This is a genomic window from Pseudescherichia sp. AS216, from assembly GCF_037152055.1.
In the GTDB taxonomy this organism is placed as follows: Bacteria; Pseudomonadota; Gammaproteobacteria; order Enterobacterales; family Enterobacteriaceae; genus Pseudescherichia.
On the sequence record NZ_JBBCMV010000005.1, the window covers coordinates 12,509 to 32,283 of the forward strand.

Consider the following 19,775-nt stretch of genomic DNA (forward strand, 5'->3'; position numbering starts at 1 on the left):
GCCCGGCGTTCTACAGAGATCAGGCGTAGCCGTAGCTCATCAGGCGCTGGTAACGACGGTCACGCAGCTCCTCTTTGTTCAGCACGTCCAGATCGGCCAGATCCTCCAGCAGCTGCGCCTTCAGCGACGCGGCAATGGCCTCTGGGTTGCGGTGTGCGCCACCCAGCGGTTCTGGAATGATGGAGTCGATCAGCTTCAGCTCTTTCAGACGCGGAGCGATAATGCCCATCGCCTCTGCCGCCAGCGGCGCTTTATCGGCGCTCTTCCACAGAATAGACGCACAGCCTTCCGGGGAGATAACCGAGTAGGTGCTGTACTGCAGCATGTTAACTTTGTCGCCCACGCCGATAGCCAGCGCGCCGCCGGAGCCGCCTTCACCAATGACGGTGCAGATCACCGGCACGTTCAGACGCGACATCTCACGCAGATTGCGGGCAATGGCTTCAGACTGGCCGCGCTCTTCCGCGCCCACGCCAGGGTAAGCACCCGGAGTGTCGATGAAGGTGATGATCGGCATGTTGAAACGCTCGGCCATCTCCATCAGGCGCAGCGCTTTACGATAGCCTTCCGGCGCTGGCATACCGAAGTTACGGCGGATTTTTTCTTTGGTTTCACGCCCTTTCTGATGACCAATGATCATCACCGGACGCCCGTCCAGACGCGCGATACCGCCAACGATGGCTTTATCGTCAGCGTAGGCGCGGTCACCGGCCAGCTCGTCGAACTCATCAAACGCCAGGCGGACATAATCCAGGGTGTACGGACGCTGTGGATGGCGCGCCAGTTGCGCGACCTGCCATGCGCCGAGATCGGCAAAGATTTTGCGCGTCAGCTCTACGCTTTTTTCGCGCAGACGATGCACCTCTTCGTCGATGTTAATATCCAGTTTTTCATCCTGGCGGCTCACAGCCGTCAGGGAATCGATTTTCGCTTCCAGCTCGGCGATCGGCTGTTCGAAATCAAGGAAATTCAGACTCATAGTATTCCTGTATTAGTCAAACTCTAGTTCCACCTGCTCCGGGCCAACCAGGCCACGCAGATCGTTAAGTAAACGATCGCTCGGAGAGACACGCCATGTTGCACCAAAGCGCAACCGGGCGCGCGCATCCGCTCTCTGGTAGTAGAGATGCACTGGAATTGTTCCCGAACGGTGGGGTTCCAGAGACTGACGGAGTCGGTTTAAAAGCTGGTCATCAATTTGCCTGTCCGTCAGCGAGATAGCAAGCCCGCGAGCATATTTTTCCCGGGCTTCGTCAATGTCCATCACTTCGCGGGCGGTCATTTTAAGCCCCCCGCTGAAGTCATCAAAGCTGACCTGTCCGCTGACGATGAGTATGCGGTCTTTTTCCAGCAAATGCTGGTATTTATCCAGCGCGTCGGTGAATAACATCACCTCCAGACGGCCGGAACGGTCATCCAACGTACAGATACCGATACGATTGCCGCGCTTGGTGACCATAACCCGCGCCGCAATGACGAGCCCCGCAGCGGTGGTGATCTTACCACGCTCTGTGGGGTGCATGTCTTTGAGCCGAAGCCCGCCGACATAGCGCTCAATCTCTTTTAAATACTGGGTAATCGGGTGGCCCGTCAGGTAGAGCCCCAACGTCTCACGCTCCCCGTCCAGCACCACCTGCTCCGGCCAGCGCTGGCAGTTGGCATAGGACTGCTCGATCTGCGCCGGCTCCTCCGCCAGCACGCCGAACATATCCGCCTGACCGATTGCCTCTGCCTTGGCATGCTGATCGGCGGCCTTTAGCGCATCGTTCAGCGAGTTCATCAGCGCGGCACGGTGCGGCCCAAGGCGGTCAAACGCCCCGGACATAATCAGCTTCTCCAGCACCCGCCGGTTAAGCTTTTTGGTGTCGGTGCGGGCGCAAAGGTCGAACAGCTCACGGAAGTAGCCGTCTTTATTTCGCGCTTCCAGAATGGCTTCAATCGGGCCTTCACCCACGCCCTTGATTGCGCCGATCCCGTAGACAATCTCGCCGTCGTCGTTAACGTGAAAATGGTACAGCCCGGAGTTGATATCCGGCGGCAGGATCTTTAACCCCATCCGCCAGCACTCATCCACCAGCCCGACTACCTTCTCGGTGTTGTCCATATCCGCCGTCATAACCGCCGCCATAAACTCAGCGGGATAGTGGGCCTTCAGCCACAGCGTCTGGTACGACACCAAAGCATAGGCAGCGGAGTGCGATTTGTTAAATCCGTAACCGGCGAATTTCTCTACCAGGTCAAAGATTTTGATCGCCAGCTCACCGTCAATGCCGTTCTTTCTCGCCCCGTCTTCAAAGACCGAGCGCTGCTTGGCCATCTCTTCCGGCTTCTTCTTACCCATCGCACGGCGCAGCATGTCCGCGCCGCCCAGCGTATAGCCGGAGAGCTCCTGGGCAATCTGCATCACCTGTTCCTGGTAGAGGATAATGCCGTAGGTCGGCTCCAGCACCGGCTTCAGGCACTCGTGCTGCCACTGCACGTCAGGATAGGAGATCTCTTCCCGACCGTGCTTACGGTCGATAAAGTTATCTACCATCCCGGACTGCAACGGACCAGGGCGGAACAGAGCCACCAGGGCGATCATATCTTCGAAGCAGTCGGGCTGCAGGCGTTTAATCAGATCCTTCATGCCGCGGGATTCAAGCTGGAAGACCGCGGTGGTCTCCGAGCGCTGCAGCATATCAAAACTTTTCTTGTCGTCGAGGGGGATGGCGGCGATATCAATCGGCTCCAGCCCCTGCTTCGCCCGGCGCGGGTTGATCATCTTCAGCGCCCAGTCGATGATCGTCAGCGTACGCAGACCGAGGAAGTCAAACTTCACCAGCCCCGCGTATTCCACGTCGTTCTTATCGAACTGGGTAACCGGATGCTGCCCGGCTTCGTCGCAGTAGAGCGGCGCAAAATCGGTAATTTTGGTTGGGGCGATCACTACCCCACCGGCGTGCTTACCGGCGTTACGCGTTACCCCTTCCAGCTTGCGCGCCATGTCGATGAGGGCTCTGACCTCTTCATCGGCCTCGTAGATCTCCGGCAGCTGCGGCTCGGCCTCGAAGGCTTTTGCCAGGGTCATGCCCGGATCCGGCGGTACCAGCTTAGAGATGCGATCCACAAAGCCGTAGGGGTGGCCCAGTACGCGGCCCACGTCGCGGATCACCGCTTTCGCCGCCATCGTACCGAAGGTGATAATCTGTGACACCGCCTCGCGACCGTACATCTCTGCCACGTGGTCGATAACCTGGTCGCGTTTCTCCATGCAGAAGTCAACGTCGAAGTCAGGCATCGAGACACGTTCCGGGTTCAGGAAGCGTTCGAACAGCAGGTCAAATTCCAGCGGATCGAGGTCGGTGATCTTCAGCGCATAGGCGACCAGCGAGCCTGCACCGGAACCACGCCCTGGCCCTACCGGGACACCGTTATCCTTCGACCACTGGATGAACTCCATCACGATCAGGAAGTAGCCCGGGAAGCCCATCTGGTTGATCACTTTCAGCTCAACGTCGAGGCGCTCATCGTACGCGGGGCGCTTCTCGGCGCGCACCGCCGGGTCCGGGAAGAGGAACTCCAGACGCTCCTCCAGCCCCTCTTTCGACTTCAGGACCAGGAAATCTTCGGTGGTCATGTCGCCGGTGGGGAACTGCGGAAGGAAATACTCGCCGAGACGCACGGTGACGTTGCAGCGTTTGGCGATCTCGACGCTGTTCTCCAGCGCTTCCGGGATATCGGAGAAGAGCTCGCACATCTCCTCTTCGCTGCGCATATACTGCTGCGGCGAATAGAGGCGCGGGCGCTTGGGATCGTCGAGGGTAAAACCGTCGTGAATCGCCACGCGAATTTCGTGGGCGTCAAAATCGCCGCTGTCGATAAAGCGGACGTCGTTGGTCGCCACGACCGGCAGACCACGCGCCTGGGCCAGCTCTACCGCCGCGTGCAGGTAGCTCTCTTCGTCAGGACGGCCAGTACGGATCAGCTCCAGATAGAAGCGATCCGGGAAGTGGGTCTCGTAGAAGCTCACGCACTGATCCACCAGCGCCGCGTTGCCGCGCAGCAGGCTTTTGCCCACGTCGCCCATACGTCCGCCGGAGAGCAGGATCAGCCCCTCGTTCATCTCCGCCAGCCACTCCCGGTCGATCCACGGCCCCAGCGCGCCGTAGCCACGCTGGTAGGCACGGGAGATGAGCAGCGTCAGGTTCTGGTAGCCGGTGTTGTTGGCCGCGAGCACCGTAATTTGGGTAAACTCGTCGCCCATGATATCGCTCTGGACGTGAAAATCCGCCCCAACGATTGGCTTAATCCCTGCCCCGTGGCCCGTTCCGTAGAACTTAACCAGACCACAGAGGTTGGTAAAATCGGTGATCGCCAGTGCAGGCTGACCCAATGCGGCCGCCTTTTTTACCAGCGGCCCGGTCTTAGCCAGCCCATCGATCATGGAGTAGTCGCTGTGCACCCGTAGGTGGACAAAACGTGGTTCAGCCATCTTCTTCCAGTTTACTTAGTTTACTGCAGCAATCAGGAGACCAGCCCCAGCGCGCGTTTTACTGGCGCAAAGCTACGCCGGTGATGCTCTGTCGCGCCGTGCTCCGCCAGTCTCTCCAGGTGGAAAGCGGTCGGATACCCTTTATGCTGCGCAAAGCCATATTGAGGGAACGTCAGGTCAAGCGCAGCCATCTCGGCATCACGCGTGACTTTGGCAATAATGGAGGCCGCGCTAATTTCCGCTACCCGGCTATCCCCTTTCACCACCGCCATGGAAGGCATAGGCAGGGCCGGACAGCGGTTGCCGTCGATCAGCACGTATTCGGGAACAACCGATAGCCCGGCCACGGCGCGCTGCATTGCCAGCATGGTCGCATGCAGAATGTTCAGCTCGTCAATTTCATGCGGCTCGGCGCGGCCCAGACTCCAGCATAGCGCTTTTTCCTGAATCTCAGCAAACAGCGTCAGACGGCGTTTTTCACTCAGTTTTTTGGAGTCGTTCAGGCCGATAATGGGCCTGGCAGGGTCAAGGATCACCGCCGCCGTAACGACCGCGCCGACCAGCGGGCCACGGCCCACCTCATCCACACCCGCCACAAGGTGGTGGTGCGGATAGATAAATTCATTCATTTTGCTAGCTCCAGCACAGCATCCGCCGCCTGTTCGTCTGCATTGCAGCGGATCTGCTGATGCAGTTCACGGAAGGTGTCGTGCATGGCGTGGCTGGTGTTGCCCCGGGCCAGCAGCGGCAGCAGCGCATCCGCTAGCAGCTGCGGCTGACACTCTTCCTGCAGCAGCTCTTTCACCAGCTCGCGCCCGGCCAGCAGGTTAGGCAGCGAAACGTAGTCGGTTTTCACCAGCCGTTTTGCCAGCCAGAAGGTAAACGGCTTCATGCGATAGCCGACCACCATCGGGCATTTTGCCAGCATGCACTCTAGCGCAGCGGTGCCGGAGGCCAGCAGTGCGGCGTCGCTGGCCACCATCGCCTCGCGACCTTTGCCGTCCAGCAGATGAACCACCAGATCAGGCGCAACCTCGGCTTTGATGCGTTCGAACTGCTCCCGGCGCTTAGCGTTGACCAGCGGCACGACCACGTCTAAATCAGGATAGTGCTGGCGCAGGATCTGCGCGGTGCGCAGGAAGTCAGCGCTGAGCATCTCGACTTCCGCGCCGCGGCTGCCTGGCAGCAGGGCCAGACAGTGGGCGTCGTGCGAAAGCCCAAGCGCGTCGCGCGCGGCATTTTTATCGGGATCCAGCGGCATGGCATCCGCCATGGTATGGCCGATAAAGCGGCACGGCACGTTAAAGCGGTCATAAAACGCTTTTTCGAAAGGCAGGAAAGCCAGCACCAGATCGGTGGATCTGCCTATTTTGAAAACGCGTTTCTGTCGCCAGGCCCAGACAGAGGGGCTGACGTAGTGAATCGTTTTAATACCCTGCTGTTTGAGGTTGCCCTCAAGGGTAATGTTGAAATCCGGGGCGTCGATGCCGACAAAAACGTCCGGCTTAAGCGCGGTAAAGCGGCGGGTCAGATCGGCGCGGATATGCAAAAGGCGACGCAGTCGGCCCAGTACCTCCACGATACCCATCACCGCCAGCTCTTCCATCTCGTACCAGGCCTCGCAGCCCTCGGCCTGCATCAGCGGGCCTGCCACGCCGACAAAGCGGGCATTGGGCACGCGCTGCTTGAGCGCACGGATAAGACCGGCACCAAGAATATCGCCGGAGGTTTCTCCGGCGACCAGGGCAATCGTAAGCGGACGATCGTCAACCATTAACGGATCAGGCCCCGCGTCGAGCGCTCAAAGAACTCGCTGAACGCGCGGACTTCCGGGTGCGCTTCCGCCAGCTCGGCGATCTCCGGCTTAACCTCTTCCAGCGTCTTACCGCTGCGGTAGAGCAGCTTGTAGGCGTTGCGAATGGCAATCAGCGCTTCACGGCTGAAGCCGCGACGTTTCAGCCCTTCGATGTTAACCCCGAACGGCGTGGCGTGGTTGCCCTGAGCAATCACATACGGTGGCACGTCCTGGGCAACGCCAGAGCAGCCACCCACCATCACGTGCGCACCGATGATGCAGAACTGGTGCACCGCCGTCATGCCACCGATGATGGCATGATCGTCGACCGAAACGTGGCCCGCTAACGTCGCATTGTTAGCGAGGATACAGTTGTTCCCTACCGTACAATCGTGCGCAACGTGTGCGTTGATCATCAGCAGGTTACCGCTGCCCACCTTCGTCAAACCACCGCCCTGTTCGGTACCACGGTGAATGGTTACGCTTTCGCGAATGCGGTTACGATCGCCAATTTCCACCCGGGTCGGTTCGCCAGCATATTTGAGATCCTGGTTCACTTCACCGATGGAGGCGAACTGATAGATCTCGTTGTCGCGACCAATTTTGGTGTGGCCATTTACGACAACGTGAGACTTCAGTACGGTACCCTCACCAATTTCAACATGGGGTCCAACAATACAGAACGGGCCAATGTGGGCGTTAGCGCCAATAACGGCACCCTCTTCCACGATGGCGGTAGGATGAACAAAGGCAGTTTTATCAATCACGTATCAGGCCTCCCGGCTACGTGCACACATCATAGTAGCTTCACAAACAACTTTACCGTCGACCGTTGCCACGCCTTTAAAGCGGGTCAGACCACGGCGCGTTTTCTCAAACGTGACTTCCATGATCATCTGATCTCCTGGCACTACCGGACGTTTGAAGCGGGCTTCATCGATACCGGCAAAGTAGTACAGCTCGCCAGGTTCCAGTTTTCCTACGCTTTTAAATGCCAGAATGCCGGTGGCCTGAGCCATGGCTTCCAGAATCAAAACGCCCGGAAAAATCGGTTTACCAGGGAAGTGCCCCTGGAAAAAGGGTTCATTAACCGAAACATTTTTTACTGCGCGCAGAAAACGACCTTCTTCGAAATCCAGCACGCGGTCAACCAGTAAAAACGGGTAGCGGTGCGGCAGAAGCTCTAAAATCTCTTCAATGTGCAGAGTATGAGTGTCAGTAGTCAAAATACTCTTCCTGTCAAAAAAATACTGAATGGCAATAATAACACGGCCTGCGGCAATCTAATGCCGTCAGGCCGAGAAGTTTGGGCGTAAAACGGGTGAATTATTCGTCTTGCGGCACGACCTTGCGCTCAAGAGCCTTGAGACGCTTGCTCATGTCATCAATATTCATCACCAGCGCTGCTGTTTTTCGCCAGGTTTTATTGGGTTGCAGCGGGATACCTGATGAGTAGACGCCCGGTTCAGTAATAGGACGCATCACCATCCCCATGCCCGTTACGGTGACCTTATCGCAGATTTCCATGTGACCGTTGATCACGCTCGCACCGCCAATCATGCAGTAGCGGCCAATTTTTAAACTGCCCGCCATGATGACGCCGCCAGCAACTGCGGTATTGTCGCCAATCACGACGTTATGTGCAATCTGACACTGGTTATCAATGATAACGCCGTTACCAATAATGGTGTCGTCAAGTGCACCGCGGTCAATGGTGGTACAGGCACCGATCTCAACACGATCGCCGACGATCACCCGCCCAAGCTGGGGGATCTTCACCCAGTTGCCGCGATCGTTAGCATAGCCAAAGCCATCCGCACCGATCACAGTGCTGGACTGAATAAGGCAATTTTCACCGATTTCAATCTCGTGGTAAATGGTCACGTTGGCCCACAAACGCGAGCCTGCACCAATTTTTGTCTTTTTACCCACGAAGCAGCCTGCGCCAATCACCACGTTATCGCCCAGCTGGACGTCTGATTCAATAACGGCGTTTGCGCCAACCGAGACATTTTTACCCAGCTTCGCCGTGGGATCGATCACCGCACTCGGGGCGATGTCCTGCGCCGGCTGCGGCGTGGTATCAAGAATTTGTGCCATTCGGGCATACGTCAGGTAGGGGTTTTTCACTACCAGCGCAGGGCCGTGGGCAAAAGGGAGGTCGTCCTGCGTCATCACGACAGCAGAGGCCTGGCAAGCAGCCAGATGTTCACGGTATTTTGGATTTACCATGAAGGTGATTTGACCTGCTTTAGCGGACTGCATGGACGCAACGCCGGTGATGGCGATATCGCCATCACCGTGTAACTCTGCATCCAACTGTTGAGCTAAATCAGACAGTCGAATTGTAGACATTACTTATTTAACCTGTTTCAGCACATCAGCGGTGATGTCTTTTACGTCACTGCTGTTGTAAGCAACGGTATTTGCGTCAACAACCAGATCGATGCTCTGGTCGGCTGCCACTTTTTTCACAGCAGACTGGATACGGTTAACCAGTTTGCCACGCTCTTCGTTGGAACGACGCGCACGATCCTGCTCAAATGCCTGTGCTTTCTGAGAGAAAGCCTGGCGCTGAGACATGATGTCTTTTTCCATCTTGCTACGATCGGACGCTTTCATCGTTGAGCCATCACGCTGCAGACGCTGCATTTTACCCTGCAGATCGTTTTCCTGGCTCTGCAGTTCGCTGGCGCGGCCTTTGAACTCGTTTTCCAGCGTTTTGGACACACCGGTAGTCTGAGCGACCTGCTGGAACAGGCTGTTCATGTTAACGATCGCAATTTTGTCCGCTGCCTGAGCAGAGGTAACCATCGCTAAACCGAGACCCGCAGCTAATAACCACTTTTTCACAATAAACTCCTTACCATCCCAATGTATCCGTAGATACCGTTCTTTGCGTGGCGAGGCGACCTCTCGATCGCCTGCATCAGCGCTACACTACCTGTGCATTCCGTTGCGCAGCGCAATTACCAGGTTTTACCAATGTTAAACTGGAACTGTTCTGCTTTGTCTCCTTCGTATTTCTTAAACGGCTGGGCGTAGGAGAAGACCAACGGCCCCAGCGGAGACATCCATTGTAGTGCAACACCCGCAGACATACGGATGTTGCTCGGATCGCTATAGTCCGGCACGCCAGCATTTCTCGTCGCTGTCGTATCTTCCCAGTTAGTATCCCACACCGTGCCCGCATCCCAGAAGACCGAGGTACGGATCGAGTTAGCATACTTCTCGCTCACGAACGGCGTCGGGGTGATCACTTCCAGGCTGGCGACGCCCATGGCGTTACCGCCGACAGCATCATCAGACTTACAGAGAGCGCCTGGCTGGCTCGTCTGGCAGTTCTCCTGGTTGTTACCACCGTAGTAGACCGCTTTCGGACCGATGTTGTTGGACTGGAAGCCACGCACGGTGCTGGAGCCGCCGGCGTAGAAGTTCTCATAGAACGGCATCTCTTTGCCGCCTAAGCCATCACCGTAGCCCCAACGGGTACGGCCCAGGACCACCCACTTGTGATCGTCATCCAGCGGGACGTAGGTCGCGGTGTCCAGGGTAACCTTGTAGAACTCGTTATCCGAGCCCGGTACGGTGACCTTACCGTTCAGGTTGACGCGCGAGCCGTCCGTCGGGAAGTAGCCGCGGTCAAGATGGTTGTAAGTCCAGCCGTAGTTAAAGGTGAAGTCGTCTGCGCTGTAGCCGTTATCGTTGTCCTGGGTGTTGGCGCTCTGCCCCACCGAGTCGAGATAGCGCCACATGGCCACCTGCGGCTCCATGTTGGACAGGTCGTTGTGCACGTAACCTAAGCCGAGGCGCAGGGTGTTGTACTCGTTGACCGGGAAGCCCAGCGTACCGTCAAGGCCGTAGCTCTTGTTGGTGTACGACGACAGATCCGCATCATCCGCTTCGAAGTCGTTATAGAAGATACGACCACCGAGGCTCACGCCGTCAACGGTGAAGTACGGGTTGGTCACAGACAGCTCAGAGTAGGTCTGATAGTCGTTCTTGGTGCCGTTGATCCCGACCGAGTAACCGGTGCCCAGCCAGTTATCCTGCTGGACGCCGACCTGGAAGCTCACGCCGCTCTCGGTGCCGTAGCCTACGCCGAAGTTGAAGCTACCGGTGTTACGCTCTTTGACCTTGTAGACCACGTCAACCTGGTCCGGGCTGCCTGATACGCGCTGGGTATCGGTATCCACCGTTTCGAAGTAGCCGAGACGGTTCAGACGCTCTTTACCCTGATCGACCAGATCGCTGCCCAACCATGCGCCCTCCATCTGACGCATTTCACGGCGCAGAACGGCATCTTTGGAGGTATCGTTACCCTCAAAGCGGATCTTGCGCACGTAGTAGCGGTTGCCCGCATCGACGTTGACGTGCAGCTTCACGGTCTTATCCGCGTCGTTGATCTCAGGCTGAGACTGTACGCGCGGGTAGGCGTAGCCATAGCGACCCAGAAGCTTCTTGATGTCGTCTTCCATCTTGGTCACTTTGGTGCCGTTATAGAGCTCGCCCGGCTGAATTTTCGTCAGGCTCTCAATTTCGGCGGAGTGGCCGGCCAGGTTACCGCTGACTTCAACGCTGGAAAGCTTGTACTGATCGCCTTCGGTGACGTTAACGGTAATGTAGATGCCTTTTTTGTCCGGCGTCAGGCTGACCTGGGTAGAGTCGATGTTGAAACGCGCGTAGCCACGATCGAGGTAGTAGCTGCGTAACGTTTCCAGATCGCCTGCCAGCTTCTGCTTCTGGTATTTGCGATCGCCCACCACGTTCCACCACGGCACTTCATCGCGCAGCTGGAAGGTTGAGATCAGCTCTTCGGTACTGAATGCATGGTTACCGACGATGTTGATCTGCTGGATTTTGGCGGAGACGCCCTCCTGGAAGACCAGCTTCAGGTCGACGCGGTTACGCGGCAGCGGCGTAACGACCGCTTTCACGCTGGCGCTGTACTTACCGACGCTGTAGTAGAAATCTTCCAGACCTTTTTCGATATCGGCCAGGGTGGTACGGTCAAGTGATTCACCCACGCGCACGCCGGAAGCTTCGAGGTTCTGCTTCAGCATGTCATCTTTTACGGACTTGTTGCCCGAAAAGGTGATGCTGGCAATAGTAGGACGCTCTTTAACCTGCACGAGGAGCGTATCACCATCGCGCAGGACGCGAACGTCCTCGAAGTTGCCGGTGGCAAACAGCGCACGGATAATATTACTGATGTCTTCATCAGTCACCGTGTCACCCTGACGCACTGGCATACTGAGGAGGGCCGCACCAACGGCGACACGCTGTAAGCCTTCGAAATGAATATCCTTCACTACGAACCCTTCAGCACCGTATACGGTCGCGCTGCTAAACAGCAGCGACGCTATAAGCAACTTTTTCATCGCCATCGTTATTATGCGTTCTTCCTAACTAACTCTCATAACCGAGAGAAATCATTGAAAAGTGCAAGCCCCATTAACAGCACCAGCAAAATTGAGCCAATGCGATAACTAAAGTCTTGAACCCGCTCGGATACCGGCCCGCCTTTTAGCTTCTCTATCGCTAAAAACAGCAGGTGTCCCCCATCTAACACCGGTAGAGGGAACAGGTTGATAATCCCGAGGTTCACGCTGATTAAGGCGAGGAACATCAGGTAGTAGATCAACCCAAACTCCGCAGACATCCCAGCCCCTTGGGCGATCGAGATCGGCCCGCTGAGGTTGTTCAGTTTGACGTCGCCGGTGATCAATTTGCCCAGCATGCTGACCGTGAGCTTCATCAACTGCCAGGTTTTACCCGTGGCTTCGACAACGGCATCAAACGGCCCATACTGGCGTACTGTTTTATACTCGTCCGGCAGCGGGATAACCTTTGGCACGACGCCCGCAAACCCTTCATCCTTGCCGCTACCCGGTTTTGTATCTGGTATCAGGGTTAAAGACAAGGGAGTTCCCTGCCTTTCTATATCCAGAGCCAATGGTTTACCCGGATTATCGCGCACCAGGGTCACAAAGGTCATCCACTGCGTGATTGCCTGACCATCGACTTTAACGATCCTGTCGCCAGCTTGCAAACCCGCTTTACTTGCCGCCGACCCGGACTGCACCTCTGCCAGCACGGATTCAATCTGTGCCGCGCGTGGCTGGATGCCCAGCGACGCTACCGGATCCTGCTTGTCTGGCTCAAACGCCCAGTCGCGCAGATCCAGCGTCTTCTGCTGGCGACTGTCGCTGCCAAAAGGCGCAACGCTAACGGTGGTCTGCGCATCGCCGATTTTATCCACCAGCTGCAGACGCACGGCATCCCAGTCTGGCGTTTCGATACCGTCAACGGCTTTAAGTTCCATCCCAGGGACGATTTGTGCGCTGGCGGCAATGGAGTTGGGCGTAATTTCACCAATAACCGGACGAACGCCAGGGACGCCGATGATGAACACCAGCCAGTAGGCAAAGATAGCAAAGAGGAAGTTAGCCACGGGACCCGCGGCGATCACGGCGGCGCGCTGGCCGATGGTTTTGTTATTAAAGGCGGTGTGACGCAGCTCGGGGATCACCGGCTCGACGCGCTCGTCGAGCATTTTGACATAGCCCCCCAGCGGGATGAGGGCGATAACAAACTCGGTGCCCTGCTTGTCGGTGCGACGCCAGAGCGCTTTGCCAAAACCAATGGAAAAGCGCTCAACCCGGACGCCGCAGCGGCGAGCAACCCAGAAATGGCCAAACTCGTGCACGGTAATTAGCACGCCCAGCGCAACAATAAACGCTGCCAGATTCCAGAGAATGCTCAGCATAAAATCATCCGTTAAATCGTCCCAAAGACCAGCAGCAGCAGGCAGGCAAACACCGGTACCGCCGCCGTCAGGCTGTCGATGCGATCGAGAATGCCGCCATGTCCTGGAATCAGGTGTCCGCTGTCCTTAATTCCGGCTTCACGCTTAAACATGCTTTCGGTGAGGTCGCCCAGCACCGAGGCCAGCGCCGCGACAACCGAGCAGATCAGCAGCGTAGAGAGCGTGACCTCAAGGTTTGCCCACATGCCGTAACCCCAGGAGATCACCGCCGCCGTAAACAGGCCGCCGATAAAGCCCTGCCAGGTTTTCCCCGGCGACACCTTCGGCGCCAGCTTATGCTTGCCGAACAGCTTGCCGAACATATACGCGCCGGAATCCGCGCCCCAGACGAGGATCATGACGTAGAGCAGCCACAGCGCACCGCTGTAGTGGTTGTCATCATAGTGCCAGGCGCGCAGGGCCAGCATGCCCCAGAAAAAGGGCACAATGGTCAGGATGCCAAACAGCAGGCGCAGCGCCTTAGAGTGACGCCACAGCGCCGCCGAGGCAGGATAGAACAGCACCAGCAGCAGCGCAGCGATCCACCAGCCCAGCGAAGCCCATAGCGACCCCTCAACCAGCGGCTGATGCACGTTATGGTGATACTCCGGGATCGTAAACAGCATCACCGCCAGCAGCAGGCCGCAGAGCACGGCCAGCCATACCCGCTGCGTGCGTGAAGTAAAGCCGCTAAGCTGGCCCCACTCCCATGCGGCCAGCATACAGACCGCGAGCGTGACCAGAGCAAACCCCACCGGGGGGAGTAAAAATAGCGCCGCAATGACGACGGGTATTAATACAAAAGCAGAAATCAGGCGATACTTCAGCAAAAGCTACCCCCATCAGGCTTTGTCGCCACCAGGCTCGGTGCCGCCGAAACGACGCTCTCGATTGGCAAAGGCATGCAGCGCACCTTCAAAGTCTTGTTCATCGAAATCAGGCCAAAGAACATCCGTGAAGTAAAGTTCAGCATAGGCAATCTGCCACAGCAAAAAGTTACTGATGCGGTGCTCCCCCCCTGTCCTTATCACTAAATCCACTGGAGCCAGTTCATGCATGCAGATTTGCTTACTCAGCGCCTCTTCATCAATTTGGTCCGGGCGTAACAGCCCTTCTTGTACCTGTACCGCTAACTGCTGTACTCCCTGAATAATATCCCAACGCCCGCCATAATTCGCGGCGATATTCAGCGTCAGCCCGCTATTTTGCGCGGTTAACGCCTCCGCTTTGCGAATACGCTCTTGCAGACGTGAGTTAAAACGGCTGGTGTCACCGATGACGCGCAGGCGTACATTGTGACGGTGCAGGCTTTTTACTTCGCTATCCAGCGCCCACACAAACAGCTCCATCAGCGCGCTGACCTCCTGCGCCGGACGGTTCCAGTTCTCACTGCTAAAAGCATACAGCGTTAGCGCGTCGATGCCGTGGTTCGCAGCGTAGGAGACTGCGCGGCGGACGGACTTCGCTCCGGCTTTATGTCCAAAGGCTCGTATCTTCCCTTGTCTTTTTGCCCAGCGACCATTGCCATCCATAATTATCGCCACATGGCGGCAGCCATGTGCTGGCAAATTCTCGCTTAAAGGAAGGTTCATTGACAACATAACGCGTTTTAAGTCCCTGAAAAGGATTTAGCGGTACTCAGAAATACTGAAGCCTTTACGTAAAAAAAGCCGTGTCAAACCACGGCTTACCTGACCGCTCCGGCCCTGAGACCAGCGATCGGGTGGCGCAGACTATATCACTGAAGCCGAACGCTAACAAATATCACGGCCCTTCATGGCAGTAATATCACCGGCTTGCGAGATGGCTCACCTGATTCTGCGCCGTCTCGCGGGCCAGCGCGTCCACAGCCAGAACATCCTCGATGCTCTGCGGTTCGCGCAGATCCATACGTTCTAGTACGGATAGATTAAGGGCAGCGATATCGGTAAAGCGAATGCGCGAGTCCAGGAATGCGGCAACCGTCACCTCATTTGCTGCATTCAGCGCCGTTGTCGCAGCCTGGCCCTGTTCAAACGCCTCCATTGCCAGCTTCAGGCAGGGATAGCGGTCATAGTCCGGGGCTGCAAAGCTCAACGTGCTGAGCGAGCAAAAATCGAGGGCCTTTACTCCGGAGCTGACGCGATCCGGCCAGGCCATCGTATGGGCGATAGGCGTACGCATATCCGGCTCACCCAGCTGCGCTAACACGCTGCCATCCAGGTAACGTACCATGGAGTGGATCACCGACTGAGGGTGGATCAGCACTTCCATCTGGCGGGCAGAGGCGTTAAACAGCCAGCGCGCTTCAATATATTCCAGACCTTTGTTCATCATGGTGGCGGAATCAACGGAGATTTTACGTCCCATTGACCAGTTCGGATGGCGGCAGGCCTGATTCGGCGTCATTGCAGCCAGTTCAGACAGCGGCGTCTCACGAAAGGGGCCACCAGACCCGGTAAGCAGAATGGATGCGACGCCATTTTGCTCGAGGTCAGCGTACCCCAGGTTGCGCTGGAAGGGTTGCGGTAAACTCTGAAAAATGGCGTTGTGCTCGCTATCCACCGGCAGAAGCTGCGCCCCACTCTCTTTCACCGCCTCCATAAACAGGCGGCCACAGGTGACCAGCGACTCCTTGTTAGCCAGCAGCACCCGCTTCCCGGCGCGGATCGCCGCCAGGGTCGGCAGCAGGCCCGCCGCCCCGACGATAGCGGCCATCACCTGATCGACCTCCTCCAGCGCGGCCATGTCGCAGGCGGCCTGCTGGCCGCTCAGCACCTCGGTACGGCTACCGTGCTGTGCCAGCGTCTCTTTGAGTTCGCGAGCGCTGGCGGCATCGTCCATCACCGCGTAGCGCGGCGTGAACTCCAGGCACTGCTCTGCCATACGGGCCACGTTTTTGCCAGCAACCAGCGCCGTGACGGCAAAGCTGTCGGGATTGTGGCGAACCACATCAAGGGTACTGCAACCGATAGAGCCGGTTGAGCCAAGGAGGGTGAGCTGCTTCATGAGAGAGAGGTGTCCAAAGGTGGCTTAAGAAGAGCAACATAGCAAAACGCCGCCAGCAAAAACCCGAGGGGGCTTCTCTGAACGGCGTTTTGTTTAATCACGTGCGCGGGATCAGAACTGCATCAGTTCCGCTTCTTTTTCCGCCAGCGCCGCATCCACCTTCTTGATGGCTACGTCGGTCAGCTTCTGCACGTCGTCCTGTGAGCGACGATCTTCATCTTCGCTGATCGCTTTATCTTTCAGCAGCGCTTTCACTTTGTCGTTGGCATCACGGCGTACGTTACGTACCGCTACGCGCGCGCCTTCGGCTTCGCCACGCACCACTTTAATCAGGTCTTTACGACGCTCTTCGGTCAGCGGCGGCAGCGGAACACGGATGTCGGTGCCAGCAGAGCTTGGGTTCAGACCGAGGTCTGACGCCATGATAGCCTTCTCAACCGCCGGGCTCAGCGAGCGATCGAACACGTTGATTTTCAGCGTGCGGGAGTCTTCAACGGTGATGTTAGCCAGCTGGCGCAGCGGCGTCGGCGTACCGTAGTACGGCACCATAATGCCGTCGAGCAGGCTTGGGGAAGCACGACCGGTGCGCACTTTGCTGATTTGGGTTTTGAATGCTTCAACGCATTTATCCATGCGGACTTCGGCATCTTTTCTGATATCGTTAATCACGTTACGAATCCTTGAAAACTTGTCTCAGGCAGACCATACGCCAGCACGCCGTAAAGGAGTGCTAAGTATAGCCCCGTTTAATCTATGACACGGTAAAAAGTGTCTGATAAGAACCGCTTTACAGTTAAGGCGGAATCTTACCTCTATTTGTTGCTGACGGAAATTACTCCGTGATCAAAGTGCCCTCTTTTTCGCCCATTACCACGCGGCGCAGCGCGCCTGGCTTGTTCATGTTGAAAACACGAATCGGCAGCTTGTGGTCACGGGCCAGGGTAAAGGCCGCCAGATCCATCACCTTCAGCTCTTTATCCAGGACTTCGCTGTAGCTCAGCTGATCGTACATGGTAGCCGCCGGATCTTTTGCCGGATCGGCAGTGAACACGCCGTCGACTTTGGTCGCCTTCAGCACCACGTCCGCTTCGATCTCGATCCCGCGCAGGCAGGCTGCGGAGTCGGTGGTAAAGAACGGGTTACCGGTACCGGCAGAGAGGATCACCACCCGGTTGTTACGCAGCAGGCTGATGGCTTCAGCCCAGCTGTAGTTATCACACACGCCATTCAGCGGAATAGCGGACATCAGGCGGGCGTTCACATAGGCGCGGTGGAGCGCATCACGCATTGCCAGGCCGTTCATGACCGTTGCCAACATACCCATGTGGTCGCCCACTACGCGGTTCATCCCCGCTTTCGCCAGACCTGCGCCACGGAAAAGGTTACCACCACCAATGACGACGCCTACCTGGATGCCCAACTCCACCAGCTCTTTGATCTCCTGAGCCATGCGGTCAAGGATGCTTGCGTCGATACCGAAGCCTTCGGTGCCCTGTAACGCTTCGCCGCTGAGCTTAAGCAGGATGCGTTTATAGACGGGTTTTGCATTGGTAGCCATGATTCTTTCCTGAGACGTTCAACGATTGAGAGGGGGTTAATTCCGGATACAACTTTTGTAGTATACAGCTTTCGCTGGATACAAAAAGAAGCCGCCCTCAGGCGGCTTCTTTCAGACCACTTAAGACTGCTTGGACATGGCAGCAACTTCTGCTGCGAAGTCAGTCTCAACTTTCTCGATGCCTTCACCCACTTCGAAACGAACGAAGTTGGTCACGTCAGCGTTGTGCTCTTTCAGCAGCTGACCAACGGTTTTGCTCGGGTCCATTACGAACGGCTGACCGGTCAGAGAGACTTCGCCGGTGAATTTCTTCATGCGGCCTTCAACCATCTTCTCTGCGATCTCTTTCGGCTTACCGGACTGCATGGCGATGTCCAGCTGAACCTGGTACTCTTTCTCTACCACTTCAGCAGACACGTCTTCCGGCTTAACGAACTCAGGCTTGCTTGCAGCAACGTGCATTGCCAGCTGTTTCACCAGCTCTTCGTCAGCGCCGGTAGCAGCGATCAGAACGCCGATGCGCGCGCCGTGCAGGTAAGAGCCCAGCACGTCGCCTTCGAGGATTGCTACACGGCGAACGTTGATGTTCTCACCGATTTTAGCAACCAGCGCTACGCGCTCTTCTTCGAACTGTGCTTTCAGCACTTCAACGTCGGTAACTTTATCAGCAACAGCTGCATCCAGAACCTTGTTAGCGAACGCCTGGAAACCAGCGTCTTTTGCAACGAAGTCGGTCTGGCAGTTAACTTCCAGAATCACGCCGTAGTTGCCGTTGATTTTGGTGATGATCACGCCGTCAGCAGCAACGTTACCTGCTTTTTTCGCTGCTTTGATCGCACCAGACTTACGCATGTTTTCGATTGCCAGCTCAATGTCGCCGTTCGCTTCGGTCAGCGCTTTTTTGCAATCCATCATGCCAGCGCCAGTACGCTCGCGCAGCTCTTTTACCAGGGATGCGGTAATTTCAGCCATTCTAAAATCCTCGGAAGATTTGACCTGCCTGGTCGTAAAACCAAACAGCCTTAAAAGTGAAAAAGGGGGCCATAAACAGGCCCCCTAACCAAACTCGGTACTACCTGCTCAATAAGGGGCTCAGAGAGCGTGCCTTATTATTCAGCTTCTACGAAGCTCTCTTCCGCCTGGGAAGCCAGATCCTGAGAACGGCCTTCACGAACGGTAGTAGCAACAGCGCTCAGGTACAGGCTAACTGCACGGATTGCGTCGTCGTTACCCGGGATAACGAAGTCAACGCCATCCGGATCGGAGTTGGTATCAACGATAGCAAATACCGGGATACCCAGGTTGTTTGCTTCTTTGATCGCGATGTGCTCGTGGTCAGCGTCGATAACAAACAGTGCATCCGGCAGGCCGCCCATGTCTTTGATACCGCCCAGGCTGTTTTCCAGCTTGTCCAGCTCACGGGTACGCATCAGCGCTTCTTTCTTGGTCAGCTTGTCGAAGGTACCGTCCTGAGACTGAATTTCCAGGTCTTTCAGACGTTTGATAGACTGACGAACGGTTTTCCAGTTAGTCAGCATACCGCCCAGCCAGCGATGGTTCACGAAGAACTGATCGCAGCTGTTAGCCGCTTCTTTCACCGCTTCGCTCGCAGCGCGCTTAGTACCAACAAACAGGATCTTACCTTTACGGGAAGAGATCTTGTTCAGCTCAGCCAGGGCTTCGTTGAACATTGGTACAGTTTTCTCAAGGTTGATGATGTGAACTTTGTTACGTGCGCCGAAGATGAAAGGCTTCATTTTCGGGTTCCAGTAACGGGTCTGGTGACCGAAGTGAACACCAGCCTTGAGCATGTCGCGCATGGAAACAGTTGCCATGATTAAAACCTCTATATAAAAGTTGGGGTTATGCCTCCACGTATCCCATATCACCGACCCCAAAGGGCACCCCGGAATATGTGTCGATACGTGTGTGTTATTACACAAAGTGAGATTTGTGGCTCACGCTCCACAAGAAGGAACGGAAGTCCGGCGCGCTTTATACCATAAAATCGCCGCAGACTCCAACAGTTGTTGGCGTAGCGTGCTGCCAGAAATTCTCAATTTGGCAGGTTATGTCTCGGACTGGTAACATTGACAACACTTACACAATTATTGTCGATGACTTTTATTGTCAATGACATCGACGCTAATGG

Annotated in this window: 17 protein-coding genes; all 17 read right to left on the minus strand. The window is 56.4% G+C overall.

Annotated features, from left to right (window positions below):
- Nucleotides 1-19: 19 nt before the first annotated feature.
- Nucleotides 20-979 carry an acetyl-CoA carboxylase carboxyl transferase subunit alpha gene (gene accA / locus WFN61_RS15070; protein ID WP_144819369.1) on the minus strand — a complete coding sequence of 320 codons (960 nt, stop codon included), beginning with the start codon at nucleotides 977-979 and terminating at the stop codon, nucleotides 20-22.
- 12 nt (nucleotides 980-991) lie between these two features.
- The gene (gene dnaE / locus WFN61_RS15075; RefSeq protein ID WP_312282417.1) at nucleotides 992-4,474 is read right to left on the minus strand and encodes a DNA polymerase III subunit alpha; all 3,483 of its coding nucleotides are present in this window, start codon (nucleotides 4,472-4,474) and stop codon (nucleotides 992-994) included.
- Nucleotides 4,475-4,506: 32 nt separating this feature from the next.
- Nucleotides 4,507-5,103: a ribonuclease HII gene (gene rnhB / locus WFN61_RS15080; protein ID WP_144819371.1), complete on the minus strand. Its 597-nt coding sequence runs from the start codon at nucleotides 5,101-5,103 to the stop codon at nucleotides 4,507-4,509.
- Nucleotides 5,100-6,248: a lipid-A-disaccharide synthase gene (gene lpxB, locus WFN61_RS15085; RefSeq protein ID WP_312235264.1), complete on the minus strand. Its 1,149-nt coding sequence runs from the start codon at nucleotides 6,246-6,248 to the stop codon at nucleotides 5,100-5,102. The genes rnhB and lpxB overlap by 4 nt, the downstream gene beginning before the upstream one ends.
- Entirely contained in the window at nucleotides 6,248-7,036 is a 789-nt protein-coding gene (gene lpxA / locus WFN61_RS15090; protein ID WP_144819373.1) for an acyl-ACP--UDP-N-acetylglucosamine O-acyltransferase, read from the minus strand. The genes lpxB and lpxA overlap by 1 nt, the downstream gene beginning before the upstream one ends.
- A 3-nt stretch (nucleotides 7,037-7,039) precedes the next feature.
- Complete coding sequence (gene fabZ / locus WFN61_RS15095) at nucleotides 7,040-7,495, minus strand: 3-hydroxyacyl-ACP dehydratase FabZ (protein WP_006173598.1); 456 nt, start codon at nucleotides 7,493-7,495, stop codon at nucleotides 7,040-7,042.
- A 100-nt stretch (nucleotides 7,496-7,595) separates the two neighbouring features.
- Nucleotides 7,596-8,624: a UDP-3-O-(3-hydroxymyristoyl)glucosamine N-acyltransferase gene (gene lpxD, locus WFN61_RS15100; RefSeq protein ID WP_337038894.1), complete on the minus strand. Its 1,029-nt coding sequence runs from the start codon at nucleotides 8,622-8,624 to the stop codon at nucleotides 7,596-7,598.
- 3 nt (nucleotides 8,625-8,627) lie between these two features.
- The gene (skp, locus tag WFN61_RS15105; protein WP_144819375.1) at nucleotides 8,628-9,122 is read right to left on the minus strand and encodes a molecular chaperone Skp; all 495 of its coding nucleotides are present in this window, start codon (nucleotides 9,120-9,122) and stop codon (nucleotides 8,628-8,630) included.
- A 116-nt stretch (nucleotides 9,123-9,238) separates the two neighbouring features.
- Nucleotides 9,239-11,656: an outer membrane protein assembly factor BamA gene (gene bamA, locus WFN61_RS15110; protein WP_144819376.1), complete on the minus strand. Its 2,418-nt coding sequence runs from the start codon at nucleotides 11,654-11,656 to the stop codon at nucleotides 9,239-9,241.
- Nucleotides 11,657-11,685: 29 nt separating this feature from the next.
- Nucleotides 11,686-13,038 carry a sigma E protease regulator RseP gene (gene rseP, locus WFN61_RS15115; RefSeq protein ID WP_312282418.1) on the minus strand — a complete coding sequence of 451 codons (1,353 nt, stop codon included), beginning with the start codon at nucleotides 13,036-13,038 and terminating at the stop codon, nucleotides 11,686-11,688.
- Nucleotides 13,039-13,049: 11 nt separating this feature from the next.
- On the minus strand, nucleotides 13,050-13,907 hold the full coding sequence (gene cdsA, locus WFN61_RS15120) for a phosphatidate cytidylyltransferase (protein ID WP_042390624.1): 858 nt from the start codon (nucleotides 13,905-13,907) through the stop codon (nucleotides 13,050-13,052).
- Between the two features lie 12 nt (nucleotides 13,908-13,919).
- Nucleotides 13,920-14,678 carry a (2E,6E)-farnesyl-diphosphate-specific ditrans,polycis-undecaprenyl-diphosphate synthase gene (gene ispU / locus WFN61_RS15125; RefSeq protein WP_042390622.1) on the minus strand — a complete coding sequence of 253 codons (759 nt, stop codon included), beginning with the start codon at nucleotides 14,676-14,678 and terminating at the stop codon, nucleotides 13,920-13,922.
- Nucleotides 14,679-14,865: 187 nt separating this feature from the next.
- On the minus strand, nucleotides 14,866-16,065 hold the full coding sequence (gene ispC, locus WFN61_RS15130) for a 1-deoxy-D-xylulose-5-phosphate reductoisomerase (protein ID WP_337038895.1): 1,200 nt from the start codon (nucleotides 16,063-16,065) through the stop codon (nucleotides 14,866-14,868).
- A gap of 111 nt (nucleotides 16,066-16,176) precedes the next feature.
- Nucleotides 16,177-16,734: a ribosome recycling factor gene (gene frr / locus WFN61_RS15135; RefSeq protein WP_042390618.1), complete on the minus strand. Its 558-nt coding sequence runs from the start codon at nucleotides 16,732-16,734 to the stop codon at nucleotides 16,177-16,179.
- Nucleotides 16,735-16,897: 163 nt separating this feature from the next.
- Nucleotides 16,898-17,623, minus strand: coding sequence for a UMP kinase (gene pyrH, locus WFN61_RS15140; RefSeq protein WP_042390616.1), 726 nt, complete (start codon nucleotides 17,621-17,623; stop codon nucleotides 16,898-16,900).
- Nucleotides 17,624-17,743: 120 nt separating this feature from the next.
- The gene (tsf, locus tag WFN61_RS15145; protein WP_144819379.1) at nucleotides 17,744-18,595 is read right to left on the minus strand and encodes a translation elongation factor Ts; all 852 of its coding nucleotides are present in this window, start codon (nucleotides 18,593-18,595) and stop codon (nucleotides 17,744-17,746) included.
- Between the two features lie 137 nt (nucleotides 18,596-18,732).
- Nucleotides 18,733-19,458 (minus strand): 30S ribosomal protein S2, encoded by a 726-nt coding sequence (rpsB, locus tag WFN61_RS15150; protein WP_144819380.1) that lies wholly within the window; start codon nucleotides 19,456-19,458, stop codon nucleotides 18,733-18,735.
- Between the last annotated feature and the right edge of the window lie 317 nt (nucleotides 19,459-19,775).

Excerpts from the sequence above, each read along its gene's own strand:
- accA (WP_144819369.1), bottom strand. The coding sequence starts at position 979 with ATGAGTCTGAATTTCCTTGATTTCGAACAGCCGATCGCCGAGCTGGAA.
- dnaE (WP_312282417.1), bottom strand. The coding sequence starts at position 4,474 with ATGGCTGAACCACGTTTTGTCCACCTACGGGTGCACAGCGACTACTCC.
- rnhB (WP_144819371.1), bottom strand. The coding sequence starts at position 5,103 with ATGAATGAATTTATCTATCCGCACCACCACCTTGTGGCGGGTGTGGAT.
- lpxB (WP_312235264.1), bottom strand. The coding sequence starts at position 6,248 with ATGGTTGACGATCGTCCGCTTACGATTGCCCTGGTCGCCGGAGAAACC.
- lpxD (WP_337038894.1), bottom strand. The coding sequence starts at position 8,624 with ATGTCTACAATTCGACTGTCTGATTTAGCTCAACAGTTGGATGCAGAG.
- bamA (WP_144819376.1), bottom strand. The coding sequence starts at position 11,656 with ATGGCGATGAAAAAGTTGCTTATAGCGTCGCTGCTGTTTAGCAGCGCG.
- rseP (WP_312282418.1), bottom strand. The coding sequence starts at position 13,038 with ATGCTGAGCATTCTCTGGAATCTGGCAGCGTTTATTGTTGCGCTGGGC.
- ispU (WP_042390622.1), bottom strand. The coding sequence starts at position 14,678 with ATGTTGTCAATGAACCTTCCTTTAAGCGAGAATTTGCCAGCACATGGC.
- ispC (WP_337038895.1), bottom strand. The coding sequence starts at position 16,065 with ATGAAGCAGCTCACCCTCCTTGGCTCAACCGGCTCTATCGGTTGCAGT.
- pyrH (WP_042390616.1), bottom strand. The coding sequence starts at position 17,623 with ATGGCTACCAATGCAAAACCCGTCTATAAACGCATCCTGCTTAAGCTC.
- tsf (WP_144819379.1), bottom strand. The coding sequence starts at position 18,595 with ATGGCTGAAATTACCGCATCCCTGGTAAAAGAGCTGCGCGAGCGTACT.
- rpsB (WP_144819380.1), bottom strand. The coding sequence starts at position 19,458 with ATGGCAACTGTTTCCATGCGCGACATGCTCAAGGCTGGTGTTCACTTC.